Source organism: Providencia sp. PROV024 (assembly GCF_032709665.1).
GTDB lineage: Bacteria > Pseudomonadota > Gammaproteobacteria > Enterobacterales > Enterobacteriaceae > Providencia > Providencia huashanensis.
This window is the reverse complement of sequence record NZ_CP120545.1, coordinates 3,823,134-3,849,287: the sequence shown is the minus strand read 5'-3', so window position 1 is coordinate 3,849,287 and position 26,154 is coordinate 3,823,134. Positions and strand designations below refer to the sequence as shown.

Here is a 26,154-nt window from a genome sequence, read left to right as displayed (position 1 = left end):
CTAATATTATTAGCTTCGTTTAAAATATTGTTTATAAATCGTAGTCGCGTGTTCTTTTAAAATACCTTTAACTACAGTGGGCTTAAATGGGCTTTTTGCGAATATTTCATCACTGCCGAGCATGATATTAAAGCCCGCAATTTCAGCTAATTCATCATGTGAAAGGCTATAAACCATTCGTCCTAATTGGCTCCAAACCATTGCTCCCGAACACATGCAGCAAGGTTCACAGCTAGTATAAAGAGTATACTCTGACAAGTCTGTAATTTTATGCTCTGAACAAAACTTTCGTATAAGACCTATTTCTGCATGATAGGTGGGGTCGCTCTCGGTATGAATATGGTTTTCTCCTATCATCACAATTTGGTTAGCTTTCACTAATATTGCCCCAAAAGGTTCATTGCCTTTTTTAGCAGCATCAGTTGCAACAGCTAAAGTTCTCGTCATAAATTGAATATCCAATTCGTGCTGATGAACTTCTTTTTTCGAATTAATGACCATATTTATATTCCTTTATCGAGCTAGTTTATTTCATTCTATTTACATATTAACATGTTAATGCTATTTATATTTGTCGTTTCTTGATTTTAAATTATCTTAATGAAATTATAATAATTTAATTGTCCATTTTTGATGGCTCCTTTATAGACAAATACTGATTTAAACTTTTGATATATTAAAAGCCATTGATGAATCAGTAGTTTATGCTAATAAGCTAATCTTATTAGCACAATAGCTCATGAGATTATTAATAAAAATCATTTAGTCTAAGGTGATTGGGGTGTTTACACATTAATTAATGTTTTATGCTCACCTATTATTGAAAAAAGATTAAGACTAACTGTTATTTTTTAAAGTTACATGAATTCAAAAACTTTTTATTTATAGAGCCTCCAATATTAAAACCCCCGTTGCATTGCTGACTCCAGCAGACGAAGCAGATCCCATTAGAGTCGCACTTACTGGAATCGATTTACTCGTTAAGTTATCTAATTGGATCCCCATTCCATTAGCTTGAACTTGTGTACCATTCAATGATACTTGGGCAGAAACTCCATTACCAAAATTAAGACGACCGTTTGTTACATTACTTCCCGTCAACTTAAGTTTGTAATTTTTTGCACTACCCGAGGTACACGAAATCATTAAATTTACATTTTGAGTGAGGCCAGTAACATTAAAGTTTGTTGATGAGTAATTTAAATTTAAGTTTTGACTATTTAAGCTACACACTGCAGAATCTTCTAATTCTGGAGGAGTTATATCATTTGGCCCTCCTTTTGTGCATGTTGATTCAAAATCTGTCGAATAAATATCAGAAACACCTGTTGTAGATAACTGGTTTTGAAAGAGAATGCCTCTATTGCATAGCGGATATTTACTTAAATGTTTCCACACAGCTGCACCTTGTGAAGTCATAAAGTTATGTTTCACAGTATACGTATTTCCCAAATATCGACTTAGACATTTTTGATAACTAGCATTATCATTTGGTGTACAGATTAAACCCGGTACTGTTTCAGTCCATTCAATCCTCAGACCATATCCACCTCCTACCCAGTCAAATTTACCTTGACGAGAAATAGTGGTTGAATTATTTGTCGCATTAATTCTATTATTAATAGCTTGGTTTAAAGTACCCTGAGTAAGGCGTATCGTTATTTCAATTTCACCATCTAAAACAATATCATTATTATCTCTACAGTTTGCATGTGGATTGCTTGGGCCAATACAATTTGAAAGTGTGTAATGAAGCCATTTTGTTGATATTTGTTTAGGGTAAATAAATGAACTGCCTGCAGGCAATTCGGTAAGTTCTTCCGATAAGCATTGCCCTGAAAATAAAAAAAACAGAAATAATAGTCTATTCATTATTGCTTTCCATATTTATCTTTATAAAAAAATTTTATTCATATTCTAGTGTAAAAGTAGTTGTAGCTACGAAATCACCCAGAATAATATTTTTTTCTTGTAGTGCTTTAGGCTCACCTTGAATATATGCTTTAAAATTCAAATTATTACCATTACCAGAATGCAATCCTTGAATGTGACCTTTCATTTTGTTCAGTTTTATTGGCGTACCATTAGCTGATTCTAATCCCACAGCAATACCTTTTGCGTGACTTACATTATTTAAAGCTAATAATCCAGGTAAAGTTGTGCTTTCATTACCTGTAAAGGTAACTTGAACTTCTTTTCCTAATACCAAATCACAATTAATTAAGCGAATAGTAAAAGGCTGACTATTCGTACGTGTATTGAGATATAGATATTCATCAATTACAGTCCCAAAATCGAGTTCAATATTTTCATCCCCTGGGTATACTTCGCAGGCATCCTCTACCAGCGTGCCATCAAAAAGTACGTCATCTGCAAATGTTGGGAATGATATACTTAATATTACCCAAGGAAGCCAGCGGCCTAGTTGTATTTTCATCTCTTAGTCCATGGTGTATTTATTGAAATGCAATCGCTAATGTACCTTGTGCTGTAAAATCATCTCCCACTAAATCAACGCCAGTTCGCTTAATCGGAACTGCAGATAGTACTGGTAAATGCCCTGTATCAATAGCAAATGCCTTATTTAACTCCAGCGGTACACCATCTTTTTGTATTTGGATGCCTAGCTTGTTTACATTCAGTAAGCTAGATGTACGCAATGTTGCATTATCAAATCCTGAACCTGCTAAAGTCGCATTAAAAGATAAAGTGATATCCCAAGGTTGATTTAAATCTCCTTGGCAATTAAGTTGATAAGGAATATTTTGCTTAAATAAATGCCCATCAACTTTTCGCACTCCCACCTTCCCAAAAGAAACTCTGATCGGGTCTTCATGTCCTAACTGACAGACTGGCGGAATAATCAATGTCCCATCAAATAGCCAATTAGCTTGTGAGTTCCATGAGACAATAGTGAGGAGTATTACTCCTAGCCCGTTACGTAAGAAGCAAATTTTTTGTAATAATGTTCCCATTATGTCCCTCATTGATAATCTACTTTCAGGGTTGCTAACGCAGTAAATGCACCTCCATCCGTATTACTGTAGCTCGCAGTTAGATTTTTTATGGGGGCCACTTTAATTGTAGGTAATGCAGTATAATTCACGTTTATAGTCTCATTAATTGCTTGGCGTACATCATTTAGATAAAATGCTATACCCAGTTTAGAGTGACTAGTTTTGAGCGCTCCATTGCTATTAAAACTAGTTACATCACCTTGAATCGTAAGTTTAATTGCATTCTTCGCCAACTGTGTGCATGTCAATTTAAATACCAATGTCTGCTGGTAGTTAATTCCATCGATACGCGTTAATAAAATATCGTTAAAATGCACAGCCTGCTGTTGTCCATTATTTAAAATACATTCTGGAGGTGTTACTATTAGGTTTCCGGATAAATTAGCTCCGATACCGAATGCCATACCAGAATTAATCAGAATAACGAAAGTTAAAATTGACTTTAAGCACCGATTTAATTTCATAAAGATTTCCTCAGCGGTAATCAACAACCATCGTTAATACACCATTAAATTCACCACCGTCAGTGAGTACTGTTCCTGTTGGTTTTACTGGGACGGCATACAATGCGGGCATGCTCCCACCATAGGTGAAGTTCAATGATGTTCCATTATTCAAGCGAGTATTATCTTGATAAATAGCTATTCCTAAATTACTTCGATTAGTGCGCACTACATTTTGGCCATTTAACGTGATGGCATTCCACGTTAAGGTCATTTTTAGCGCGTTGTTGTATACCTGTGTGCAATTTAATGCATACATAATTGGCGTGCGTTTATAACTGCTATTATTAATCAATGTTTCATGTACATCGCCAAATTGTACATCGGTTGTTGAACCTCCATTAACTGTACATTCTGGCGGTGTGACAACTAACGTACCATTAAAATTCACCGTAAACGCGGCTGATGCTGGAAATGACACTATATTGAATGTGATAAACATGTATAACCAGCTGTGGATTTTTGCCCTCATTTTTTCATCCTATTGATAATTTAAGGTCATGGTCATGGCACCAGAAAATGCCCCCGCGTCTGATAACATAGTGCCTGTCGGTTTGACTGGTACGGCATACAATGCGGGATGAGCGCCAAGTAGGTTGAAATTTAGGCTGTCTCCATTACTTAATCGAGTTGCATCTTGGTATATTGCTATTCCTAAATTAGTACGATTGGTTTGAATAGCTGATAACCCATTGAAAGTCACCGCACTCCAAGAAAGTGACATTTTCAAAGCATTTGTTGCAACACTAGTACACGCTAACCTATAGTCAATTGGAGTACGTTTATAGCTGACGCCATCTATTAACCCCTGTTGAACTTGCCCAAATGAAACCGTTATTTCATCACCATTACTGATGGTGCACTGGGGGGGGTGTAATAATTGTTAGTTTTAAATTTAAATTTGCAGTATCTGCCTGTGTTTGATTAAGTACTCCTGACAATATTCCAATTACCATCATCCCTTTGAATATGGCAAGGCGGAATTCTTGTTTGTTTTTTAATGACATGTGCATTGCCTTTCTGTTAATCATAATTCAATTGAAATCGAATTAAGGCGGAGTAGGCGCCTGCATTTAACCCCATGGTTGTTCTCACTGGAGTCACGTAATACGTTAACTGATTTTGCCCAGGTGATACTAAATGAGGCAAGCTATACTGCCCTAATGCAATGGGAGAGTGAGTTGCATCACTGAATTCTAATGCTATTCCTTTTGCTCCAATAACTGCCGCTAAAGATGGATTTTGTTTATCAGCTGGTGCTAAAAAACGGATTTTCATTGCAGGCATATCGGGGCTCCAAAGTAAGTCACCCAATTGGTTTCGATTACGGCTTTCCCCACTTAAACAATCTTCCAAACGTAACACGACAGCTATGGGGGGGCCTGATTGCCCGACTTGCTGAAGTTGCCCCGTCCCGATTGTACCTAGGTCGATTGTTTGATTTGCAGAAGTCATCGCTAATCGGCAAGCACTTTCAGTTAAAGCTCCGTGAACATATAGAGTGCCATTTGCCCCATCTACATCCCAATTATCCACTTTGTCCAATTCCGTGGCGTTAACAGTAGTGGCTAGTAACACTAGCAGCATCCCTCCTAACGCATGACGATATCGTTCTAATTCCAGTACTATATTCATGGTGATTTCTCCTACTCAAACACAGTAATTGCGATTGATATCGTCTCGTTTTAAGGTTTTTGTGAAGGGACGACATAACAACGCTGAGATTGACACTGGAAAGATAGTACCGGGCGCCCGCCGTAATCATTGATATAAGTTAAAACTGGCTTGTTACCCAATGCATCAGCTGCTCCACTTATCGTTTGACTACTTTTGGGGGCAATCATAATAGGTTCAAAGCCATCAACGGTTTTACCTTCTGTGCTCGGTGCTGCATCTACTATAGTGACGTAGTAAGGCGTTGGGTTGGTCACTGTATATTGGTTATCTTTGCGCGTTAATGTCAGCTTTTCTTGCCACGGGGTGTTCATTTGTTCACGTGTCGGAATAATCGTTTTCGGGCGATAGAACAATTTAATTCGTGTTTGTAATGCGAGTTGTAACGTGTTTGGCTTATCACTTTTAGGTGGGATCTCACGCAAGTTAAAGTAAAACACCGACTCTCTGTCTTGTGGTAACACAGCTGTGCCAGGAAGTGATTGTATTTTCACCTGACTCTTAGCGCTAGGCTCTAGTCGCTGAACTGGGGGAAGAACTGTAAATGGTTCGCTGATCTTTTCCCCTTTTTCATTTTCAATCCACCCTTGCGCTAAATAAGGCAGTTGTTTATTTTCGTTACTGATGTTTAGGCTAATTGATTTATCATTTTCTGTAATAATAGCCCGTGTTCTATCTAGTGCTATTGCAGCTTGAACTGGAGATACTCCAATTATGCTGAGTATGCTTCCTAATAACCAAATAGAAGAATAGGGTAATACCGAGCCAAATAATTTATGGCATAATTTATTTGTCATTAATAATTTCATTATTTATTTTCTCATTCTGTAAAAGCAGTGTCTTTTATTTACGCTGCATTCATAAATATCGAACGAATAAAATTATTCATTCGCATTGATTTACTAGAAAAGTAGGCTGTCTTGAATTGACAATTTCATATTTGATGAAAAAAGTGCCTGTAATTGTATTGGTATTTACTCAATTCATTTCCTCGAAGGTTGTGTTGATTGAGTTTTTATTACCAGCAGAGAGACACGGTAATAACCAGCTAGAAAACAATGCTTCTCCTGTTGGTAAAGTTTCCGGTAATGTCACTTCACATTGAGTTCTCTCATCCCAACGTATCTGCAAAATATCATTTGGGTTTAATCCAGTTAAATAGGCGCTTCCTTCATCACCAATCATTCCTATCTGTTGGCCTCGTCGATTAAATACCAAAGCACCAAACGGTGGGTAACTGTTATCAGCGAGCCGTAATATGGCCATGGCACTTGCACCAGCAACGACTTCAAATTGACGATAACCTATAGCACCTTCCGTTAATGTTCCTTGTTTAACCGATTGTGTTACTTGTGCATCATTGGGTAGGGCATTTAAGTCTACGCTCACTTGATTACGGTAATAGCTATTCACATCAGTTAAGATTGCTTGCCCAAAACGATTAGAGTCAACTGTTGCACCGTACCCTCGTAAGGGAATGCCAGCTATGCCATCAGTATCGACAAAAATACGTGTTCCCCCCATTTGGTTATTTCTGTGGAATACAACACCGTCTCGTATTGCGGTGATCCCACCTTGTAAAGACAGTCCAGCAGAGCGGTAGCGGTTTTGTTGATAAGTAGCATTTGCATTTAATGATGCAATATCACCTTGATGAGAATAAAAACCACTGACTAAAGCACCAGTACGAGAAATCCCTGTGCTTAGTTGGTAATTACTGCGCTCATCCAAACGGTCGTAATACCCGATCCTTTGAGTGTTATCATTTTTATTCCAACTACTATTCATATTGAGAGAACCAGAATTTCCCCATGGCACTGATAAAGAGACATATACCCCATCATCGTTCGTATTTTGATAACTATTACGATACGCCGTCAGGTTAATGCTTAAATTTTTTAGCTTATCCATGTCAAAATACTTGGCTATAGATAGGCTATAGCGGTCATTATCTGGCTGATCCCAATAGGTTTGGTGATAATAATTAAGATATGCACTTAATCCGACACTCGGAAATTGTTGGTTATATGAAACGGTATACATTTCTTTGCTGCTATATTGCTGAACCCCACTCATTTGCGCATTTAAGTACTCTGACATACTCATAAAACCTTTTTCCGCGAAACGATAACCTGCAAAGGTTACTTGGCTGTTATAAGCATCAAAGTGTTTTGAATAACTTAGACGGTATGAGTTGCCTTTATAGGTTTTATTTCCAACATCAGTCATTCCTTTTAAATTAGAGCGTGCATGTGTAATATCGAACGATAATGCTCCAAACATCATTAAATCACGTCCGATACCGAGTGCTGCAGAAGCATAATTTTCAGCGCCAATTGCGCCACCAAATAATGACCAACCGTTGTTGACTCCCCAAGAAAACTCACCGCTCGCAAAAGTTTCACCATTTACATGGTGTTGCCAATCAGTAGGACGTCCTACTGCTAACTTGTAACGTAATTGCCCCGGACGAGTTAGGTAAGGGACCGTAGCTGTATTTATTGTGAAAGTTTGGATTGAGCCATCTTGTTCTTTAACTTCAACATTTAATTCACCTGACATGGCATCATTTAAGTCCTGAATACGAAAGGGACCAGCCGCAACTTGTGTTTGATAAATAATACGGCCTTGCTGGCTCACTATTACTGTCGCGTTACTAGTGGCAACCCCAGTAATTTCAGGAGCATACCCTCTTAAATTAGGAGGGAGCATATTAATATCGGTAATTAAACTCATTCCCGTAAATCGGAAGCTATCGAAAATATCTGACACCAGATAATCTTCACCTAAGGTTAATTTTGCACCCAAAGATTTAATGGCTCGGTAAATATAATAACGAGACCAATCTAACGAATGTGTTACGCTTTGGCTTTGTTGTTTATCTAATCGCATTTGCCAATCAGCACGAGCACGCCATGCGCCTAGGTTTACTCCAACTACGCCATTTCCACTGGTGTTGTAATTAGTTTGCTCGCCACCGCGTGTTTGCTGTGATACTTGTGTATTGACGTTATAATCAAAGACCATCCCTGATACGCCATCTTCCCAACGTGCAGGAGGGTCCCAATTTTCAGCGGTATATTCCAAATATGCTTGCGGCATATTGATATATAATGTTGAACTAGCTAAATCAGCTTTAACATCGGTTCCCTTTAAGCTATCAAGTGACAAACATTCTCCTTCATGCCACCATGACAGTTTGCTCATCACCTCGGGTTTCAGACCAAATTGTTCGACAATACTTGGCGTTAAGCACACTAAACTATCACCTTCATCTATAGGCGAGGTGTAGTAATAAATAGGTTGTTCTGGTAACGTCTGCTTATTCACATAAATAGCAAAACTATATTCACCTGGCATTAAATAACCGGATTTTGAAAACTGGCTCAAGTCAATGTTAGCTCGGTCGTTTACATCCAAAATATCGGTATTAAACTCAATCTCTTTCGCCTGCCCAGCAAAGCTTACTACCAGTGTAATACATAGCCCCACTACACTTGGATGAAACCACCCAAGTAACGGGGTGCGAATGAAATCCGAGGTCATTGCCCCACCTTCTCTTATTTTTATCTATGATGTTTATTTAATAACCGAAATGAACAACGACTTATGCGGTCTATTCGTAATCTAATTTAAAACGTATGTGGCTAGAGTATTGCCCTGCTATCAACGCATTTTTATTTGCTACTAACCGTAAATTGTATGACAGGTCGCGTTCACCAATTGAAAGTGTTTGGTGCGATAAACTTTTTCCTGGGATGGCAATTTCACCGTCTTCGCGTTGAATCTGTAGTCCAACACCGCTCGCCTGGCCATCTACTTGAAATAACCCTTGCGATTGTGAGCCGTCAAAGGTGACTTGAAAGTATTGCCAATTTGGCTTAGCGGGGTTTTGCCGAGCTAAAACACAATTAACTAAACGAATATGAAAAGTACGAGCAGGTCCTTGGCCATCTCTATGAATGGCGGCTAAAGGTAAACTTCCCATATCAATAGTTTGATTTCGGCTTCCAACATCAATAGAACAAGCTGTTTCAATAATAGAGCCTTGCATTTTGATGCTCGCTCCAGCATTCGCTGAAAAGGCCAAGACGATACAATGCAATCCAAATGTACCTTTGATAATTCTCATTTTATTTATCATGCGTACCTCTCACCGAATTTTAAAAGCCTGAGCGATATCCTTATCTCATCAGGCCATTTATTCGTTTACTCGTAGTTCAGTGTAAAGTCAGCTATAGAGCTAAATTCACCTGTTTTTGCTTTATCACCATCACCAATCAAATATGCGGCAAAACGTAGAGTGTTGCTGCCATTTTGGATTATTTGGAATGGAGAGGGTTTGCCCAGTGTGATTACTTGGCCAGCTGGGTTAGTAATTTGAACACCTGCTCCGGAAGCTGTACCGACAAGTCCTAATGTCTTATTTGTTGTATCAAATGCTGCAGCTGCACCACTGAAAGTCAATTGGACTCCACTTTTTAAGTTTTCGGATTTGCAGTTTTCTAATGAAACATCAAATGTACGTGGGGTTGATCTACCTCCGCCCATTAATGTTGAATCTGCAATTTGTCCTAACTCAATAGTTTGATCGATAGAATTAGGCGATATTGAACAAGGTGCTGTAATAATAGCTCCTTTAAATGTAACTTTACCGTGCCCCATATCAGCGGCTAATACAGAAGCGCTCATTGCACTCGATACTAAAACTGCAAAAATAACTTTATTCATATATTCCTCAGAGAATCATAATAAATATTTGATGTGTTTTTGTTTGAAAATGTTTAAAGCCACTTTAATTATTAAACTTAATAAAGTTACTTAATAAAAGTAGATGGTATCAGATGCCGTGATGCTTTTTCTTAAAGTTACCACGTCATCATAATTTGATTTGTTTATTTCAATAATAATGTTCTTGATTAAACTTTCAAATGAGATGTTTAAAGCTACTGAGATATTAAATAACATATCGACTGTTAGCTTATTGACACCTCTTTCATAGCGAGACATTTGCTGTTGTGAAATATTTAATTTTGTTGCTAATTGAGCTCCAGTAATACCAGTTTCTTTTCTTATTCTTTTTATTACAACTCCACAATAAGAAGAAAAACAATTGGCAGAATTCTCACTTGGAGCATCTTTATGTTCTTGTAAGTTCATACAACTATTTTCCAAAAGAAAACTACTAATTTAAATTAATAAATTAGTAACTTATTATTAATATTAGTTCTTTAATTAAAGAGAAAGCTAATAATATTCATCGTTGCCTTGATTTCCTACAATTATAAAGAGTGAGAAATTTAAAAGCAAACTCACTAATTTGAAGTTTTTAATGAATAACCATAAATTTACACTTTTTACAGTTTTTATAATTATATATAAATCAATGTGTTGTGATTTTCTGCGAGATGTGTGTTTTTTAATTTATCAAAAATTGATAAATCAATGACGATACAAAAAAGCAATTCTAAAGATAAAAACAGAATATTAACTCGATATTAACATTTTTTCATACTTTATCTTTATTTGTAACGTTTAAGTGCGTAAAAAGCAAAGAAAACACATAATATGAGTAATCAAAACGTGGTATATATAGTGAAAAATACTTAAATATCATGGGGTTTAGTTTAAGTAAAGAAAACTCTCATTGTGAGTGAAAAATAAATATTAACTAACATAATTATCAGATAATAATAAACGCATAGGTACTTAACATCACCAAATATCCTATGAGTAAACCGCTATGGTAATAATTTTCATTCAGTTTTTCCTCAATAAGTTGTTCATTGTTTTTTCTTGTTCAACTAATTCTTTTTAAGGTATATAAATCTGTATATACATCAGGAAATGACATTGACCTATTATGAAAAGTAGGTACTGTAATAAATGCTATCTTTACTAATAAAATAATTTAAATTCTTGTATAACAATGAGTTCAGAATTTATTATATAAAGTCAAATGGAAGGGTGTTAGTCAGTTATGTGATTTTTAATCAGCGTAGACTTATGTAAGTTGAACAAGGGTTATTAGGTTGGGCTATAGTTTTATTTACTATTTGAAGAGTGGTGAAATAATAATTTTTTAAACTCAGTGAGTGATTAATATTTTTTGTGTTTTAGCAAACTATTAATAATGACTGAGTACTTTAAATATTAAATTTCCTTCTGTTTTAATAGCTTATTATTAATAATTAAATTTTTTGATGTGTTTGCTGTGATGGTAAGCGCACTGTGAATTTTATTTACTGAATATAGTATTTATTATTATATTTTAGATGATGTGATTTATTGAGGCTATTTAAATTTATTATATTTAAGTTAAATCAACCTAGGGTTAACAGGGAATAAAATAGGTTATCTAATAAAATAGGTGAGTGAAGTATAAGTTTATAGGGACTTTTAGGGATTGAAAGGGCATTGGGGGGAATGGTAATTTAACTGGTAGGGAGTAAAGCTAGGTTAGTCTAGAGCAGTACATTTTGTGTATTTAATGAGAAATACTAAATACCTGCAATAGAAGAGTAAAATATACTAGCCGCATGCGTCGCAGTACTGTGGCGTTTCTGGTGCCCAGTCATTTAAACAAAAAGGCACCTTCTAAAATATAGAAGGTGCCTGTAAAAACACTGCATTAACCGACTAGGATTAGTTCATGCCGTATTTTTTCAGTTTCTTACGCAGAGTACCGCGGTTGATACCCATCATCAGGGCTGCACGGGTCTGGTTTCCACGGGTATATTGCATAACCATGTCCAACAAAGGCTGTTCTACCTCAGCCAATACCAGCTCATATAAATCGTTAACATCTTGATTATTTAATTGAGCAAAATAGTTCTTCAGTGCTTGCTTGACTGAATCACGTAACGGTTTTTGAGTTACTTGATCTTGTGAATTTACAGTAGCAACGGTTAGTACGTCAGAATTTACGCGTTGTTCGAACATAGTTCTGTCAGCTCTTATCTTTATTTACGCAAAAATTTTCAAAAAATGCTTCCAACACCTCCAGCTGTTCGCTGGCATCCTCAATGGTGTTGAATGAGCGCCGAAACTGGTCATCAGGTGCATGTTCCTTTAAGTACCAAGAAACATGTTTGCGCGCTATACGGGCTCCTTTGCCTTGACCATAAAAGTCGTGCAATTCCTGTACATGCGCTAGCATAATGCGTTGTACCTCTGCCATTGGCATCGGTGGCAATATTTCACCTGTGTCCAGATAATGCTGGATTTCCCGGAAGATCCATGGTCTTCCCTGAGCCGCTCGTCCTACCATCAAGGCATCAGCCCCTGTGTAGTCCAAAACAGCCCTGGCTTTTAGCGGGTCAGTAATGTCGCCATTGGCAATAACCGGAATGGTAACAGTCTGCTTAACTGCCCGAATATTGTCATATTCAGCTTCCCCATTAAACAGACAGGCTCTAGTTCTGCCGTGAATGGTGAGTGCTTGAATGCCGCAATCTTCGGCCAATTTGGCAATTTCTATGCAGTTTCGCTCTTCAGGTGACCAACCTGTGCGGATCTTAAGAGTAACAGGTACATCCACTGCTTTTACGACACCTTCTAGAATCGACTTAACGATTTCTGGATAACGTAGCAGTGCAGAACCTGCAAGCTTACGATTCACTTTTTTAGCTGGACAGCCCATATTGATATCGATAATTTGAGCGCCACTCTCAACATTAATTTGAGCAGCAGCAGCCATCTCATCGGGATCATTGCCAGCTATTTGAACGGAACGTACCCCAAGTTCATCACGATGAACCATTCTGAGCCTAGACTTGTCTGTCTTCCAAACCTGAGGGTTAGAAGAAAGCATTTCTGATACCGTCATACCTGCGCCCATGTCATAACAGAGTGACCTAAAAGGTTTATCTGTAATGCCAGCCATTGGGGCAGCAATAAGACAGTTTCTCAACTGATATTGTCCGATTCGCATAACTAAATGGGGGCCATACTGTGACTGCAAGGGCGCGTATATTACGCATTTTTTACGAGATATGAAAGGACAAACTTTGAGCAAACGGTTATTTATCACTAATTTTTTTATCTTGCATTCTAGCAACTAAAAAATTAGTTATATTTAACAAATAGTTAAGCGTACTCGATAACGATTTATTAAAATAACTGTTGCGTTGTTCAAATCTCGTGCAGAACAGATTATCACCAGCTATTGAGCAATATTTGAGCTATAAGATAATCTATTCTGGCGTTATTTTCAAAGGAATTATTCCCTAATTTTGATAAAAAAAGCCATCAAAAGTGCTTGACACCGGTAATACGGCACCACTCATCTTTTTCAGCCACAGGGTCAATTTCAAACATGGGTCGATAAGCATCAGCAACCCCTTCTGCTTGAGTGGCTAATACCCCAGAAAGACCCAGTAAACCACCTGCACGAGGCAATACGCTTATCATTGGGGCTAATTCACGTAGAGGGCCAGCAAGGATGTTAGCAACTACGACATCAGCTTGTAGCGCTTCCGGTTGGTCTTTCGATAAGTAGAGAGATAAACGCTCGGAAACGCCGTTACGTTGCGCATTATCGCGACTTGCAGTAATAGCTTGAGGGTCGATATCGATACCAATGGCATGAGCGGCACCTAGTTTCAATGCTGCGATCGCCAAAATGCCCGAACCGCATCCGAAGTCGATTACCGTTTTCCCTTCGAGATCAAGGCTATCTAACCATTGAAGACACAGTGATGTTGTTGGGTGGGTCCCTGTTCCGAAGGCTAAGCCTGGGTCTAACATGACATTAACGGCAGTTGGGTCCGGAACATCGCGCCAACTTGGGCAGATCCATAAACGCTCACCAAAGCGCATTGGGTGGAAGTTATCCATCCATTCTCTTTCCCAGTCTTTATCTTCTAATTGTTCGATTTTATGAATGAACCCAGTTCCAAGAAGAGGGCTATTTTCCAATTGAGAAACCACCCATTTCATGTCGGTTTCTGCATCATATAAACCAATGACGTCAGTATCACCCCAAAGACGAGTTTCTCCAGGTAGGGGCTCAAAAACAGGGGTATCATGGCTATCTTGAAAAGTGACGGATACCGCCCCAGTTTCGATGAGTTCATCGCCAAGAGCTTCTGCTTGTGGACCTGTTGAGTTGATGCGGATCTGTATCCAAGGCATATTTATCTCTTATGTTAAAATCTAATTTGTTGATGTCTTAATTGTGGGCAATTGTACTGGATTTTTGCCAAAAAAGTTACCTATCAAGAAGGCTATGAGGCTGAAAATTAGCGATGGAACGATAGCGTGAAAGCCCATAAGTTCTATCTTAAAGGAAGCAAAAATGGCATAACATACGCCACCGACAACCATACCGCAAATTGCCCCTGTACCATTGGCTTTTTCCCAATATAGCCCAAGAACTAATGGCCACAAGAAAACCGCTTCAAGACCACCAAACGCTAATAAATTCAGCCAAATAATCATTTGAGGTGGGTTCCACGCAGCGATCAAAAGCAAAGCCCCTAAGATCAAACTAGAACAGCTAGAGATCCGAGCCAGTTTTTTCTCATTTTTAATTTGCGTGGGCACTGCATTGAGGTAAATATCTTTTACGATAGTGGCTGAGGACTGCAAGAGCTGAGCATTAATAGTCGACATAATTGCTGCCATCGGTGCTGCTAAGAAAATCCCAGCGGCAAATGGAGGAAGGACTTGTACCATCAATGTTGGTATCACTTGGTCAGGGATGGTCAGATCAGGCAAAATTGCGCGCCCTAATGCACCCGCAAAGTGCATACCAAACATCAATATTGCCATCACGATAGTGCCTAAAATAATTCCTCGGTGAACAGCTTTGCTGTCCTTGTATGAAATACAACGCACCGCGGTGTGGGGTAAACCAATCACGCCAAAACAGACTAGAACCCAAAAAGAAGCTAAGAAAGGCCCACTCAGAATATCGTCAGCCCCTTCGGGCGACACTAATTTAGGGTCAATGGCATGCATTTTTTCGATGGCTGTAGGGAGCCCACCAGCATGGTAAATGATGGCAACAAGTAGGATCACTGTCCCGATAAGCATGACTAGCCCTTGCAATGCATCATTCAATACGCTGGCTCTGAAGCCACCAATAGCTGTATAGAGGGCGATAGATACCCCAAAAATTATCAAACCATAGGTATATGGGATACCAGCTGCCGTTTCTAATAGCCTTGCGCCGCCAATAAATTGCACTGTCATGGCGCCAAAAAAAGCAATGAGTAGGCTAACACTTGCAAACCAAACTAAGAAGCGGCTTTGATAGCGAGCGTAGAGCATATCGTTAAGGGTCACTGCATTATAGCGGCGCGCTAAAATAGCAAATTTCTTACCCAGTACGCCAAGGGAAAGCCAGATTGCCGGTAGCTGGATCATCGCTAAAAGTACCCAACCTAGACCATATTTATAGGCGGCTCCAGGGCCTCCAATAAATGAACTCGCACTGATATAGGTTGCGGTAATTGTCATTGCAAGGACGAAACCGCCCATGGAACGATTACCTAAGAAATACTCATTCAGAAATTCGCCTGTTTTCCGCTTTTTATAGGCATAAATTGATAACAGAAAGACGAGGGCAAGGTAACCGATTAATGGTAGGAGAACTTCAATCTGCATCATTCTCCTCCAGAGAGATATCTTTGAATATGAGCTTAACCATCATAATACACAGTAGAATAAAGATGACGGGCAAAATTAGGCATGACCATTCAAACCATAATGGTAACCCAGTAACTCCCATCGTATTGCTAGGAAGGTATGCACAAATAACCCAGCCTATCATATAGGCTATCGTTAAATAGAGTGACCAACGGGCCTCTTTATTTGATTGAAGAAAACGTTTGTCCATCCGTTATTCCTCCTCATTCTCACAAAAATAATCGGGGATTGTACGATAATCTGGGAGTGGAGTGTGAAAAATTCAGAGAAAAGCGATTAAAGGCAGTGATTTATTTAAGATGAACTTAGTTAAATATTGAGAGATAAAGTCAAATTAAGTAGATAAAATCTTAATAACCAGCATAAAAGACATAAAAATAAGGGTGTATGACGCAAAAAATAAGAATATAGAATTGTTTATTTTTAATCCTATTTTAGGGGAGGTAGATGCATTATGTCTTTTGAATGTAATGATCAAAAATAATAATGCGCCAGCCGCAGCTGCGGTTAGCATTAGGTATGAATGATTGAGTAACCCAGAACGCAGAAATAGCAATATATTTAGTGCTAAAACGAGTAGCGTTCGGCTCCAAGCTTGCTGTGTTCTTTCTGGTTGTAGTCCGGGGTCTCGCATCGCACTGCCTATAATAAAATATATAAGAGTGCGAAAGAGGCTGCGGTCATGATAAACAATGTAATTAACAATAAAAAAGAAGTGTATTGAAGGGGTTTATCTTGCCGCATTGCTAATTCGTTTTGTTTCCAGCGATACAATGCCATCGCCGCAGTCAGCCCACCCGCCACAGCGAGCACTAATGCCAGTGCCATTTTTATCCATGGAAATTCGATAGATTGAAATAGTTGTTCGATGGCAATTGCACCAGCTAAAAAAGCCAACGCTGTTCTAATCCAGGCTAAAAATGTTCTTTCGTTAGCTAATGTGAATCGGTAATCCGGCGCTTTCCCAAGTATTTTCCAGTTTTCTTTTTTTATCGTCATTGGAATTCCTATCTTTTTTAGAAAAAGTGAGAAGAAAATCACAAAACATTAATGTAAGTGTGGGCTTTCTTTTTCTGATGATATATTAATCTAAATGTTATAACAATATAACAAAGCATTTTGCCTTACTATACCGTAAGAGAGGATCTATGGATCTCGATAAAATATCAAAAAAAATTATAGAATTATCAGGCGGTTCTGAAAATTTCATTCACGTCACAAATTGTATGACTCGAGTGAGAATGACATTAAAAAATGAAGAAAAGGCGGATATTGCAGGTTTGAAAGCACTACCTGGCGTGCTAGGAGTGGTGAGTGATGAAACATTGCAAGTGATTGTCGGACCGGGAAAATGTAACAATATTGCTGACGCAATTAATCAACTACTATCTAACGGGGACTCTGAAAGCACTGTATTGCAGGATGATAAACCTGAAAGCGATGTATTAGCTAAAGCTGAAATCGCTAGAAATAAAGCGAAGAAAAAAACGCCAGTTAAAGCCGTGCTAAGAAGTATAGCGAATATTTTTGTTCCATTATTACCCGGCTTAATTGCTGCTGGTACTTTAATGGGGATCAATAACATTATTGTTAACTCGGCACATGCCGAGGCGCTAGCTCAGGGAATTCAAGCAACCGCTAATATGTCAGCAGCCCAAGTGGTTTTGCAACAACAAGGGTTGTTAGAAATAAGTACTATTATGGGGATTATTGCGAGTGGCTTGTTTAGCTTACTAGCTGTATTCACCGGTATTTTTGCTGCTAAAGAGTTTAAGGGAACTGAAATCTTAGGGGGGATTTTAGGGGCAATTACGATTGCGCCTCAAGTTGCTATTTTGGGACTAACTCCGGGACAAGGTGGGTTAATTGGGGTTATTTTTGCGGTTTGGATTAGCTGTTGGTTAGAAAAGCGGTTACGCCGCTATATCCCGAGTATGATAGATGTTATTGCAACCCCAACGTTGACAATCATCATTATGACTGCGCTTTTGCTATTTGGTATTATGCCAGTAGCTGGCGTTGTATCTAATGGTATTTTAGGCTCATTGTCCGGAATTTTACAGCATGGTGGCTTAGCGGCTGGTTTTATCTTATCTTCTTTATTCCCATTTTTAATTTCTCTTGGTTTACACCAAGGGTTAATTCCTATCCATTTAGAATTAATTCAAGCAACAGGAAGTTCGCAGTTATTTGCGATTCAAATCATGAGTAATTCCGGTATGGTCGGCGCTGCAATTGCCGTCTTGATAATGACAAAAGATCCGGTAATGAAACGTGTCGCTAAAGGGGCTATCCCGACCAGTATTTTAGCCGTAGGTGAACCGACTATCTTTGGGGTAAACATCCCAGCAGGCTTTGCATTTATCACAGGATCGATAGGTGCTGGTTTTGGGGGAATGATGATCGTCTTATTGGATGTAACAGCCAATGGGGTCGGAGCCGCAGGGCTATCCGCACTACCACTGATAGCGGATGGTAAATATCTCCAATACATTTTTAGTTGGTTAGTCGGTGCGAGTATTGCTTTCGTATTGACTTATGTTGTTGGACGTATCAGAAAGTACCAGTAAAAAGGAAATAACAATGAAAGCTGTAATGTTAATGTTTGATTCATTGAATAAACATATGTTGTCGGCTTATGGCTGCCAAACAACCATTACTCCTAATTTTGAGCGATTACGTAAACGCGCACTGAAGTTTGATAATTTTTATGTTGGCAGTATGCCTTGTATGCCTGCAAGGAGAGAATTGCATACCGGGAGATATAATTTCCTTCATCGTAGCTGGGGCCCGATTGAGCCATTTGATGAGTCGATGCCTGAAATACTGAAAAAACAAGGTATTCATACTCATTTAGTTACGGATCACAAACATTACTGGCGAGATGGCGGTGCAACCTACCACTCGCGTTTCTCAACATATGAATTTATTCGGGGGCAAGAGGGGGATAACTGGAAAGGTGTTGTGAATAAGCCAGTTGTTCATTATGAATCAGGTGAACCTGATGAAAATAAACAGCGTAAAATAGCCAGTCGTACCCAGCACCTGATTAATCAGCAATATATGCAGGATGAAAAAGATCATCCACTGGTACAAACAATTAGTCACGGTATTGAATTTATTGAAACTAATCACTCGGATGATAATTGGTTTTTACAGCTCGAGTGTTTTGATCCTCATGAACCGTTTTATGTACCTGAAAAATACCTACAACTTTATGGTTTATCCAATGCTCATTTTGATGGCTGGCCGCCGTATTATTTTGTCACTGAGGATGAGTCTAGGCAAAAAGTGATCCGTGGTTTTTATCAAGCACTAGTAACGATGGTCGATGCATATGTTGGTCAGGTTCTTGATATATTTGATAAATACAATTTATGGGAAGATACGCTATTAATTGTAAATACGGATCACGGTTTCTTATTAGGTGAACATGATTGGTGGGGGAAAAATATCATGCCACTTTATAACGAAATCGCGAATACACCATTTTTTATTTGCCACCCTGATTTGGATACCAATGGGGTATCAAGGCAGATGTTGGCTCAAACTATTGATATACCGGCTACGTTACTTGATTATTTTAATGCACCAATCCCTAAAAATATGCAAGGAAAAAGCATATTAGCTGGGCTTGCTAAAGATGAACCTATTCGCGAATATGCGCTGTTTGGCTACCATGGCTGTCAGATTAATATCACAGATGGTGAGTATGTTTATATGCGCTCTCCTGTTGTTCAAGGAACCGAGGGGCTTCATGATTATACTTTGATGCCAACACGTATAAACCGGCGGTTTACGCCTAAAGAGTTACAAGGAACAGAGTTATATGAGGGGTTTGATTTCACACAAGGTTGCTCAGTATTAAAAATCCCTGCAACGAGTGTGATGACAACAGACTCAGACCGTTTTGGACATCGCTTATACCATGTTAAGCAAGACCCGGCACAAACGTCACCAATCCTCAATGTGGCAATAGAACAGCGCTTACTCGAAAATATTCGTTTAATGATGTTACAAAATGATGCTCCTGAAGAGTTGTATGCTCGTTATGGTTTATCGAAAGAGCAACCAGTTTCCCTTGAGCAAATTGAACAAGAGCATAAGCAGGCTGGGGCAGCGAAAACTGCATTTGACCAATATCCGCTCACGCAGGAAGTTAAATATGGTGCGATGTCATTATTACAATATATCGAAACCCGTCATTTAAAGACGATAAAGGACAGGTTTATCAAACAATTAGAAGGTGGGTTAACACAAAAACAGCTAGTTGATTTCATTATTGATAATTTTCCAGTAGAAAACCATAATGAGCTTTTATACCGGGTAGCTCTGGAAATGCGATTAAAATAAATAAGAGCATTACCCGGTGGGCTAACATCGGGTAATTGTGATTAATATATGAAAAAACAACTAGATTATAGTACGCATTCAAAACCGTTATACGCGCAAGTGTATGATATTTTAGTCGATAAGCTAAATAAAGGTGAATATAGGAAAAACGATACTTTTCCGACAGAAGCTGAATTTCAAGAAATGTTTGGGATCAGCAGGATCACGGCAAGAAGGGCACTTTCGGAATTAGAAAAAGAAGGGTATGTAAAGCGATCTCGAGGGGTTGGCACTCTCGTTATTCGAAATTCTAAAAAAGCCTATGCAACAATCCATACCCAAGTATTGGGGGCTGCAACACAAAGAGTAAAACGTAATATTATTTCGATAAACAAAGTTGCGGCAAATAAAGATATCAGTGAAATTATGAAATTGCCGGAAGGCTCAGTCCTGACCAAAGTGGAAAGGGTTATTACAAAAGGAAATAAACCGATTCAATACAATTGTTTTTATTTTCCACCTTGTATTGAAAGCATTACAGCAGAGGATTTAGAAGAGTCTATTTATCTTTTTTTAGAATCCAAAGGGCTAAATTCAAACCATTATACTGAAAAATTATCAGCACTTGTTCCAACAAAACAAGAAATGGAATTATTAGATATCGATGAGAAAACCCCCATATTTTCTCGTTGCCGTATTGACTACAACAAAGATAATGAAGCCATTTTATATATGGAAGGTAGTTATTTAAGCAACTATTACGAGTATAAAGTGAATGGCAGCTAAGATGTCCGTTGCCAAAACTTAAGAGGTTACTATGAAAAAAGCGTTTCACATAATGGCTAAGCCAACAAGTTATCAGTGCAATTTAAAGTGTGATTACTGCTTTTATCTAGAAAAAGAACACCAAACTGATTTTAATAGTAAAAAATTAAAATGTATGGACGACAATACATTACGTGAATATATTCGTCAGTACATTGAATTATCACCAAGCCATGAAATTGATTTTACTTGGCAAGGGGGTGAACCGTTAATGGCGGGGATGGATTTTTTCCAACGAGTGATCCAATACCAAAAGCGGTATGGAAAAGGAAAGCAAATCTACAATAGCATACAAACAAATGGGGTATTGTTAACCGCTGAATGGGCTAAGTTTTTAAAAGAACATCATTTCTTAGTCGGAATTTCCCTTGATGGCCCACAATGGCTACATGATATTTATCGAAAATCCAATTCAGGTAATTCGGTTTTTGATAAAGTTATCAATGCAATTCGCCTACTCAAAGAGTATCAAATTGATTTTAATATTTTGACGGTGCTTAATAATGAGACGGCAAAATATCCAGAAGAAATCTACCGTTTTATTACCGAAGAACTTCAAGCTAATTACTTGCAGTTTATTCCTGTTGTCGAATATGAAATGAACAATAGTAAATTTCAACATTTGAGCTACCCACAAGAAGCGGGAGAGAAAACGCTAACCTCATGGTCAATAACAGGGAAGCAATACGGCGATTTTATTAATAAAGTCTTTGATATTTGGGTAAGAAAAGATGTTGGGAAGGTCTTTGTCCAGTTGTTTGATAACTCGCTTGCGGCTTGGTCTGGTGATATGCCTAGTTTTTGTGTTATGCAGCCGGCGTGTGGATACGGTTTAGTGGCTGAGCAAAATGGGGATATTTATAGTTGCGACCATTTTGTCTATCCCGAATTTAAACTGGGTAATTTATTAAGTAAGCCTCTCAATAAGCTAGTTTATAGTAAGCAGCAGCAACGTTTTGGCCAACAAAAACTCAACCTTTCTTCATTGTGCCAAAAATGTGAATTTAAGTTTGCTTGTCATGGGGGATGCCCAAAGCATAGGACAGAAAAAGTTGAGAATAAATGGCATAATCATTTATGTGAGGGTTATAAGGCAATTTTTAGCCACATTGACCCCTATATGCAATATATGGCGAATGAGCTACGTTTTCGTCGCCCCCCAGCCTCGGTGATGGATAATTTACACTTATTCCAGCGTGCTGCACCTATCGAAAATACAATCCCAATTCGCCATATTAATTAAATTCAATAAAAAATACCGCGCAGCTGAGCTTCGCGGTATTTTTTGACGATAAATAAAACGGGCTATTTCAAAAAATTATTCAGAAATACCCAGTTTTTTCTCCAGATAGTGGATATTAGTCCCACCTTTTTGGAAGTTTTCATCATTCATAATCATCTGGTGCAATTCAATATTGGTTTTAATACCATCGACGATCAGCTCGTTTAATGCATTTTTCATACGAGAAATGGCAATTTCACGAGTTTCACCGTAAGTAATTAATTTACCAATCATTGAGTCGTAATAAGGAGGTACAGTATAACCTGCGTAAATATGCGACTCCCAACGCACACCAAAACCACCAGGAGAGTGGAAACGGGTGATTTTACCTGGACTTGGAATGAATGTATTCGGGTCTTCAGCGTTAATACGGCACTCAACAGCATGACCGTGAACAATAATGTCTTCTTGTTTTACAGATAGCGGTAAACCAGATGCGACACGTAACTGTTCTTTAATTAAGTCGACACCAGTAATCATTTCAGTAACTGGATGTTCAACTTGAATACGGGTATTCATCTCGATGAAATAGAATTCACCGTTTTCGAATAAGAATTCGAAGGTACCCGCACCGCGATAACCAATTTCAATACATGCATTTGCACAGCGCTCACCGATATTACGGCGAATTTCAGGCGTGATACCTGGTGCTGGAGCTTCTTCTACCACTTTTTGGTGACGGCGTTGCATTGAACAATCACGCTCTGCTAAGTAAACAGCGTGACCCTGACCATCCGCCATCACTTGAATTTCAATATGACGTGGGTTTTCAAGGAATTTTTCCATGTAAACCATGTCATTATTGAATGCAGATTTGGCTTCTGCGCGTGTGAGGTTAATCGATGATTCTAAATCTTTTTCGTTACGAACCACACGCATACCACGACCACCACCACCACCTGATGCTTTGATGATTACAGGGTAGCCAATACGTTTTGCGATGGATTTATTCTTTTCTGCATCATTGCCTAGCGGGCCATCTGAACCCGGAACGCAAGGAACACCTGCTTTTTTCATCGCGTTAATAGCAGAAACTTTGTCGCCCATTAGGCGGATGGTTTCAGCTTTTGGACCGATAAAAATAAAGCCTGAGTTTTCAACTTGTTCTGCGAAATCAGCGTTTTCAGCCAAGAAACCATATCCCGGGTGGATCGCTTGCGCGCCTGAAATTTCCGCTGCTGAAATAATCGCAGGGATATTTAAGTAACTTTTCGCGGATGCTGCAGGACCGATACAAATGGTTTCATCAGCCAGCAACACGTGTTTTAGATCGCTATCAGCCGTTGAGTGAACCGCTACAGTTTTGATGCCAAGTTCTTTACAGGCACGCAAAATACGTAGTGCGATTTCCCCACGGTTAGCGATAACAATTTTTTCCAGCATGGAGACGCCTCGTTATTCGATAACAACTAGTGGCTCGTCAAATTCTACTGCATCACCGTTTTGCAGCAGAATAGCTTTAACTACGCCTGCTTTATCTGCTTCTATTTGGTTCATCATTTTCATCGCTTCAACGATGCAAAGAGGATCACCAACGCTGACAGTTTGGCCAACTTCAACAAACGGTTTTGCTTCTGGGCTTGGTGCACGGTAGAAAGTCCCTACCATTGGTGAACGGACTTGGTGACCTGCAACTGCAGCTGGAGCCGCTGGTGCAGCCATTGCTTCTGATGGAGCAACAGCATTTGCTAATGCAGGCTGTTGTGCGACAGGTGCTGAGTAATATTGTTGCGGTGCTGCCATAGCCTGAGAAGCGGCAGAAATGCGGCTGATACGTACTGACTCTTCACCTTCAGAAATTTCCAGTTCAGAAATGCCAGACTCTTCGACCAGCTCGATCAGCTTTTTAATTTTACGAATATCCATGGATATGATTCCGTACTCTTATATTTGGATTGAATTAATTAGACGCACACGGTTAACTGCAGCCTGCAAAGCAAAACTGTAGCCATCCGCGCCTAGACCACAAATTACACCGACAGCTTGGTCGGATAAATAAGAATGTTGGCGAAATGGTTCTCTGGCATGCACATTCGAGATATGGATCTCGATAAATGGAAGACAAACTGCCAGTAACGCATCACGCAGAGCTACACTGGTATGTGTGAATGCAGCCGGGTTGATTAGAATAAAATCAACATCATTGCGGGAAGCATGAATTTTATCGATTAACTCATGTTCTGCATTTGACTGAAAATGGCTCAATTTTACCCCTAACTCATTGGCTTCCTGCGTCAGTTTGGAAACAATGTCTGATAGGGTTTTGCTGCCATAGGTACCTGGCTCACGCGTTCCTAGCAGGTTCAGGTTTGGCCCATTCAGGAGCAAAATGTGAATATCTTCTGTCATTATGCTGCTAACTCCGACGATATATCAATAGCCCGACAACATAACCCGATGTTGAGGGTTTGTCATCATTTATCATAAAAATAAATGTTTTTTTGGCTGACAAGGGGAGCCATTATAATTATTTCGTGGCATTTAGCAGCAAAATACTGGTCTTATCAGAGAAATTACCCGAATTTATTTTGTGAATTGTGCGGTAATCCTTATTTTTGGAGAATACCGCAGCAAATTTGTGATTAGGTGCGTAGATTGACAAGGGTACGCCCTGTTACTTCATTTTTTAAGAGTTTTTGTGCAAATTCAGCAGAATCTTCCAGTTTAATCTCTGAACTGACGTGTTCATAGAATGAGGCTGGTAGTATTTGAGAAAGCCGTTCCCACACTTTAGGGCGGTTTGCCGCTGGGTAGTAAACAGAATCAACGCCTTGTAAACGCACATTACGTAAGATAAAAGGCATCACACTGGTTGGTAAGTTAAATCCACCGGCTAAACCACAAGCTGCTACTGCCCCGTTGTAATTGGTTTGAGCAAGAAGATTGGCTAGCAATTCCCCGCCTACAGTATCAATGGCGCCAGCCCACAGTTGTTTATCTAATGGTTTGGCCGCGTGGGTGAAATCGCTGCGAGGTAATACCCTTTTAGCCCCTAAGCTTTGCAAGTAAGCGTTATTCTCTTCGCGCCCTGAAATTGCGACAACGTCATAGCCTAAAAGGGAGAGTAATTGCACGGCAGTGCTCCCTACGCCACCACTTGCCCCACTAACAATCACTTCGCCTTTATCTGGAGTGATGCCTGCTTCTTCTAACGCATTAACACATAGCATGGCAGTGAAGCCTGCCGTACCAATGACCATGGCTTGCTTCAAGGATAGATTTTCAGGTAATGGGGTTAAATACTTCGCAGGAACTCTCGCTTGGGAGGCTAACCCGCCCCAATGAGTTTCACCGACTCCCCACCCTGTTAATAACACATGCTGACCAACTTGAAACCTTGGGTCTTCACTGTGGTGGACTACCCCTGAAAAATCAATACCAGGGACCATCGGATACTGGCGTACTACGCCTGCTTTCCCACAAATGGCCAAAGCATCTTTATAATTTAACGTTGACCAGTGAATATCGACTATAATGTCTCCGGCTGGCAGCATTTCTGTTGTCAGAGATTGAATATTTGCGACAATTTTTTCATCTGCTTGATTTAGGACGAGAGCTTTCATCGTTCACTCCTAGTAAAATGATTAAATATGTCATGTAAAAATGCCGAAAATTTAACGGTATTTCATTGACGTAATAACGGTTCTTAAGCTATTAATAATGTAATTATTTTGTAAAAATTTATTTTTTTCTGGCATACATAGGCTTTTATCATGCAAAATAACGCATCGCGACTAATTCATTTTGCGTACTGATACAAATTTGCCTTATTTTTGGTAGATAATAGAGCTAACACTCGTGAAATTCATCTAATTTGTAGTGAAAATAACCAGTGAGTAGCAATAATAAAAAGATATCAATATTATTT

The 26,154-nt window shown here is 39.0% G+C and carries 29 protein-coding genes; 4 read left to right on the top strand and 25 right to left on the bottom strand.

The features are described from left to right. Positions 1-9: 9 nt before the first annotated feature. The 21 genes from P3L56_RS17770 to P3L56_RS17670 form a co-directional block, all read right to left on the bottom strand. The gene (locus P3L56_RS17770) at positions 10-501 is read right to left on the bottom strand and encodes a nucleoside deaminase (RefSeq protein ID WP_129466443.1); all 492 of its coding nucleotides are present in this window, start codon (positions 499-501) and stop codon (positions 10-12) included. 381 nt (positions 502-882) lie between these two features. Then, positions 883-1,872, bottom strand: coding sequence for a hypothetical protein (locus P3L56_RS17765; RefSeq protein WP_181468764.1), 990 nt, complete (start codon positions 1,870-1,872; stop codon positions 883-885). 34 nt (positions 1,873-1,906) lie between these two features. Next, a complete protein-coding gene (locus P3L56_RS17760) occupies positions 1,907-2,437 on the bottom strand; it encodes a fimbrial protein (RefSeq protein ID WP_129466441.1) in 531 nt (176 codons plus the stop codon). Between the two features lie 19 nt (positions 2,438-2,456). After that, positions 2,457-2,975 (bottom strand): fimbrial protein, encoded by a 519-nt coding sequence (locus P3L56_RS17755; protein WP_042846284.1) that lies wholly within the window; start codon positions 2,973-2,975, stop codon positions 2,457-2,459. Positions 2,976-2,983: 8 nt separating this feature from the next. After that, positions 2,984-3,481, bottom strand: a complete 498-nt coding sequence (locus tag P3L56_RS17750) for a fimbrial protein (protein ID WP_042846282.1) — start codon at positions 3,479-3,481, stop codon at positions 2,984-2,986. A gap of 10 nt (positions 3,482-3,491) precedes the next feature. Continuing rightward, positions 3,492-3,992: a fimbrial protein gene (locus P3L56_RS17745; RefSeq protein WP_129466440.1), complete on the bottom strand. Its 501-nt coding sequence runs from the start codon at positions 3,990-3,992 to the stop codon at positions 3,492-3,494. 9 nt (positions 3,993-4,001) lie between these two features. After that, positions 4,002-4,358 (bottom strand): fimbrial protein, encoded by a 357-nt coding sequence (locus tag P3L56_RS17740; RefSeq protein WP_272670726.1) that lies wholly within the window; start codon positions 4,356-4,358, stop codon positions 4,002-4,004. 10 nt (positions 4,359-4,368) lie between these two features. Further along, positions 4,369-4,527, bottom strand: a complete 159-nt coding sequence (locus tag P3L56_RS17735; RefSeq protein WP_247605635.1) for a hypothetical protein — start codon at positions 4,525-4,527, stop codon at positions 4,369-4,371. A gap of 16 nt (positions 4,528-4,543) precedes the next feature. Then, positions 4,544-5,155 carry a fimbrial protein gene (locus P3L56_RS17730; RefSeq protein ID WP_129466439.1) on the bottom strand — a complete coding sequence of 204 codons (612 nt, stop codon included), beginning with the start codon at positions 5,153-5,155 and terminating at the stop codon, positions 4,544-4,546. 50 nt (positions 5,156-5,205) lie between these two features. Further along, entirely contained in the window at positions 5,206-5,991 is a 786-nt protein-coding gene (locus P3L56_RS17725) for a fimbria/pilus periplasmic chaperone (RefSeq protein WP_198860921.1), read from the bottom strand. A gap of 181 nt (positions 5,992-6,172) precedes the next feature. Next, positions 6,173-8,740 carry an outer membrane usher protein gene (locus tag P3L56_RS17720; RefSeq protein WP_198860920.1) on the bottom strand — a complete coding sequence of 856 codons (2,568 nt, stop codon included), beginning with the start codon at positions 8,738-8,740 and terminating at the stop codon, positions 6,173-6,175. Positions 8,741-8,810: 70 nt separating this feature from the next. After that, a complete protein-coding gene (locus tag P3L56_RS17715; RefSeq protein ID WP_155405707.1) occupies positions 8,811-9,338 on the bottom strand; it encodes a fimbrial protein in 528 nt (175 codons plus the stop codon). 65 nt (positions 9,339-9,403) lie between these two features. Beyond that, positions 9,404-9,925, bottom strand: a complete 522-nt coding sequence (locus P3L56_RS17710) for a fimbrial protein (RefSeq protein ID WP_042846276.1) — start codon at positions 9,923-9,925, stop codon at positions 9,404-9,406. Between the two features lie 90 nt (positions 9,926-10,015). Beyond that, positions 10,016-10,354, bottom strand: a complete 339-nt coding sequence (locus tag P3L56_RS17705; RefSeq protein WP_042846274.1) for a helix-turn-helix domain-containing protein — start codon at positions 10,352-10,354, stop codon at positions 10,016-10,018. 1,485 nt (positions 10,355-11,839) lie between these two features. Continuing rightward, on the bottom strand, positions 11,840-12,136 hold the full coding sequence (fis, locus tag P3L56_RS17700) for a DNA-binding transcriptional regulator Fis (protein ID WP_004258438.1): 297 nt from the start codon (positions 12,134-12,136) through the stop codon (positions 11,840-11,842). 7 nt (positions 12,137-12,143) lie between these two features. Further along, on the bottom strand, positions 12,144-13,127 hold the full coding sequence (dusB, locus tag P3L56_RS17695) for a tRNA dihydrouridine synthase DusB (protein ID WP_004908195.1): 984 nt from the start codon (positions 13,125-13,127) through the stop codon (positions 12,144-12,146). Between the two features lie 317 nt (positions 13,128-13,444). Continuing rightward, positions 13,445-14,329, bottom strand: coding sequence for a 50S ribosomal protein L11 methyltransferase (gene prmA, locus P3L56_RS17690; protein ID WP_042846272.1), 885 nt, complete (start codon positions 14,327-14,329; stop codon positions 13,445-13,447). Between the two features lie 21 nt (positions 14,330-14,350). Then, positions 14,351-15,805 carry a sodium/pantothenate symporter gene (gene panF / locus P3L56_RS17685; protein WP_042846270.1) on the bottom strand — a complete coding sequence of 485 codons (1,455 nt, stop codon included), beginning with the start codon at positions 15,803-15,805 and terminating at the stop codon, positions 14,351-14,353. Then, on the bottom strand, positions 15,795-16,037 hold the full coding sequence (locus P3L56_RS17680; RefSeq protein WP_042846269.1) for a YhdT family protein: 243 nt from the start codon (positions 16,035-16,037) through the stop codon (positions 15,795-15,797). The genes panF and P3L56_RS17680 overlap by 11 nt, the downstream gene beginning before the upstream one ends. Positions 16,038-16,181: 144 nt before the next feature. After that, on the bottom strand, positions 16,182-16,481 hold the full coding sequence (locus tag P3L56_RS17675; RefSeq protein WP_042846268.1) for a DUF202 domain-containing protein: 300 nt from the start codon (positions 16,479-16,481) through the stop codon (positions 16,182-16,184). Between the two features lie 8 nt (positions 16,482-16,489). Further along, positions 16,490-16,846: a YidH family protein gene (locus P3L56_RS17670; RefSeq protein WP_042846266.1), complete on the bottom strand. Its 357-nt coding sequence runs from the start codon at positions 16,844-16,846 to the stop codon at positions 16,490-16,492. Between the two features lie 149 nt (positions 16,847-16,995). Here P3L56_RS17670 and P3L56_RS17665 point away from each other — a divergent pair, with 149 nt between their 5' ends. From P3L56_RS17665 to P3L56_RS17650, 4 genes are read left to right on the top strand one after another with little or no spacing between them, the layout of a single operon-like run. Then, a complete protein-coding gene (locus P3L56_RS17665) occupies positions 16,996-18,417 on the top strand; it encodes a PTS transporter subunit EIIC (RefSeq protein ID WP_042846264.1) in 1,422 nt (473 codons plus the stop codon). 13 nt (positions 18,418-18,430) lie between these two features. Further along, positions 18,431-20,200: a sulfatase gene (locus tag P3L56_RS17660; protein ID WP_042846263.1), complete on the top strand. Its 1,770-nt coding sequence runs from the start codon at positions 18,431-18,433 to the stop codon at positions 20,198-20,200. A 48-nt stretch (positions 20,201-20,248) separates the two neighbouring features. Beyond that, on the top strand, positions 20,249-20,965 hold the full coding sequence (locus tag P3L56_RS17655; RefSeq protein ID WP_048606178.1) for a GntR family transcriptional regulator: 717 nt from the start codon (positions 20,249-20,251) through the stop codon (positions 20,963-20,965). 31 nt (positions 20,966-20,996) lie between these two features. Then, positions 20,997-22,247: an anaerobic sulfatase maturase gene (locus P3L56_RS17650; protein ID WP_198860919.1), complete on the top strand. Its 1,251-nt coding sequence runs from the start codon at positions 20,997-20,999 to the stop codon at positions 22,245-22,247. 75 nt (positions 22,248-22,322) lie between these two features. Here the strand turns inward: P3L56_RS17650 and accC are convergent, their stop codons facing one another. The 4 genes from accC to P3L56_RS17630 form a co-directional block, all read right to left on the bottom strand. After that, the gene (gene accC, locus P3L56_RS17645; RefSeq protein WP_042846261.1) at positions 22,323-23,669 is read right to left on the bottom strand and encodes an acetyl-CoA carboxylase biotin carboxylase subunit; all 1,347 of its coding nucleotides are present in this window, start codon (positions 23,667-23,669) and stop codon (positions 22,323-22,325) included. Positions 23,670-23,681: 12 nt separating this feature from the next. After that, a complete protein-coding gene (gene accB / locus P3L56_RS17640; protein ID WP_129466435.1) occupies positions 23,682-24,152 on the bottom strand; it encodes an acetyl-CoA carboxylase biotin carboxyl carrier protein in 471 nt (156 codons plus the stop codon). A gap of 18 nt (positions 24,153-24,170) precedes the next feature. Continuing rightward, entirely contained in the window at positions 24,171-24,635 is a 465-nt protein-coding gene (gene aroQ / locus P3L56_RS17635) for a type II 3-dehydroquinate dehydratase (protein WP_042846258.1), read from the bottom strand. A gap of 233 nt (positions 24,636-24,868) precedes the next feature. Further along, complete coding sequence (locus P3L56_RS17630) at positions 24,869-25,849, bottom strand: oxidoreductase (protein WP_042846256.1); 981 nt, start codon at positions 25,847-25,849, stop codon at positions 24,869-24,871. Between the last annotated feature and the right edge of the window lie 305 nt (positions 25,850-26,154).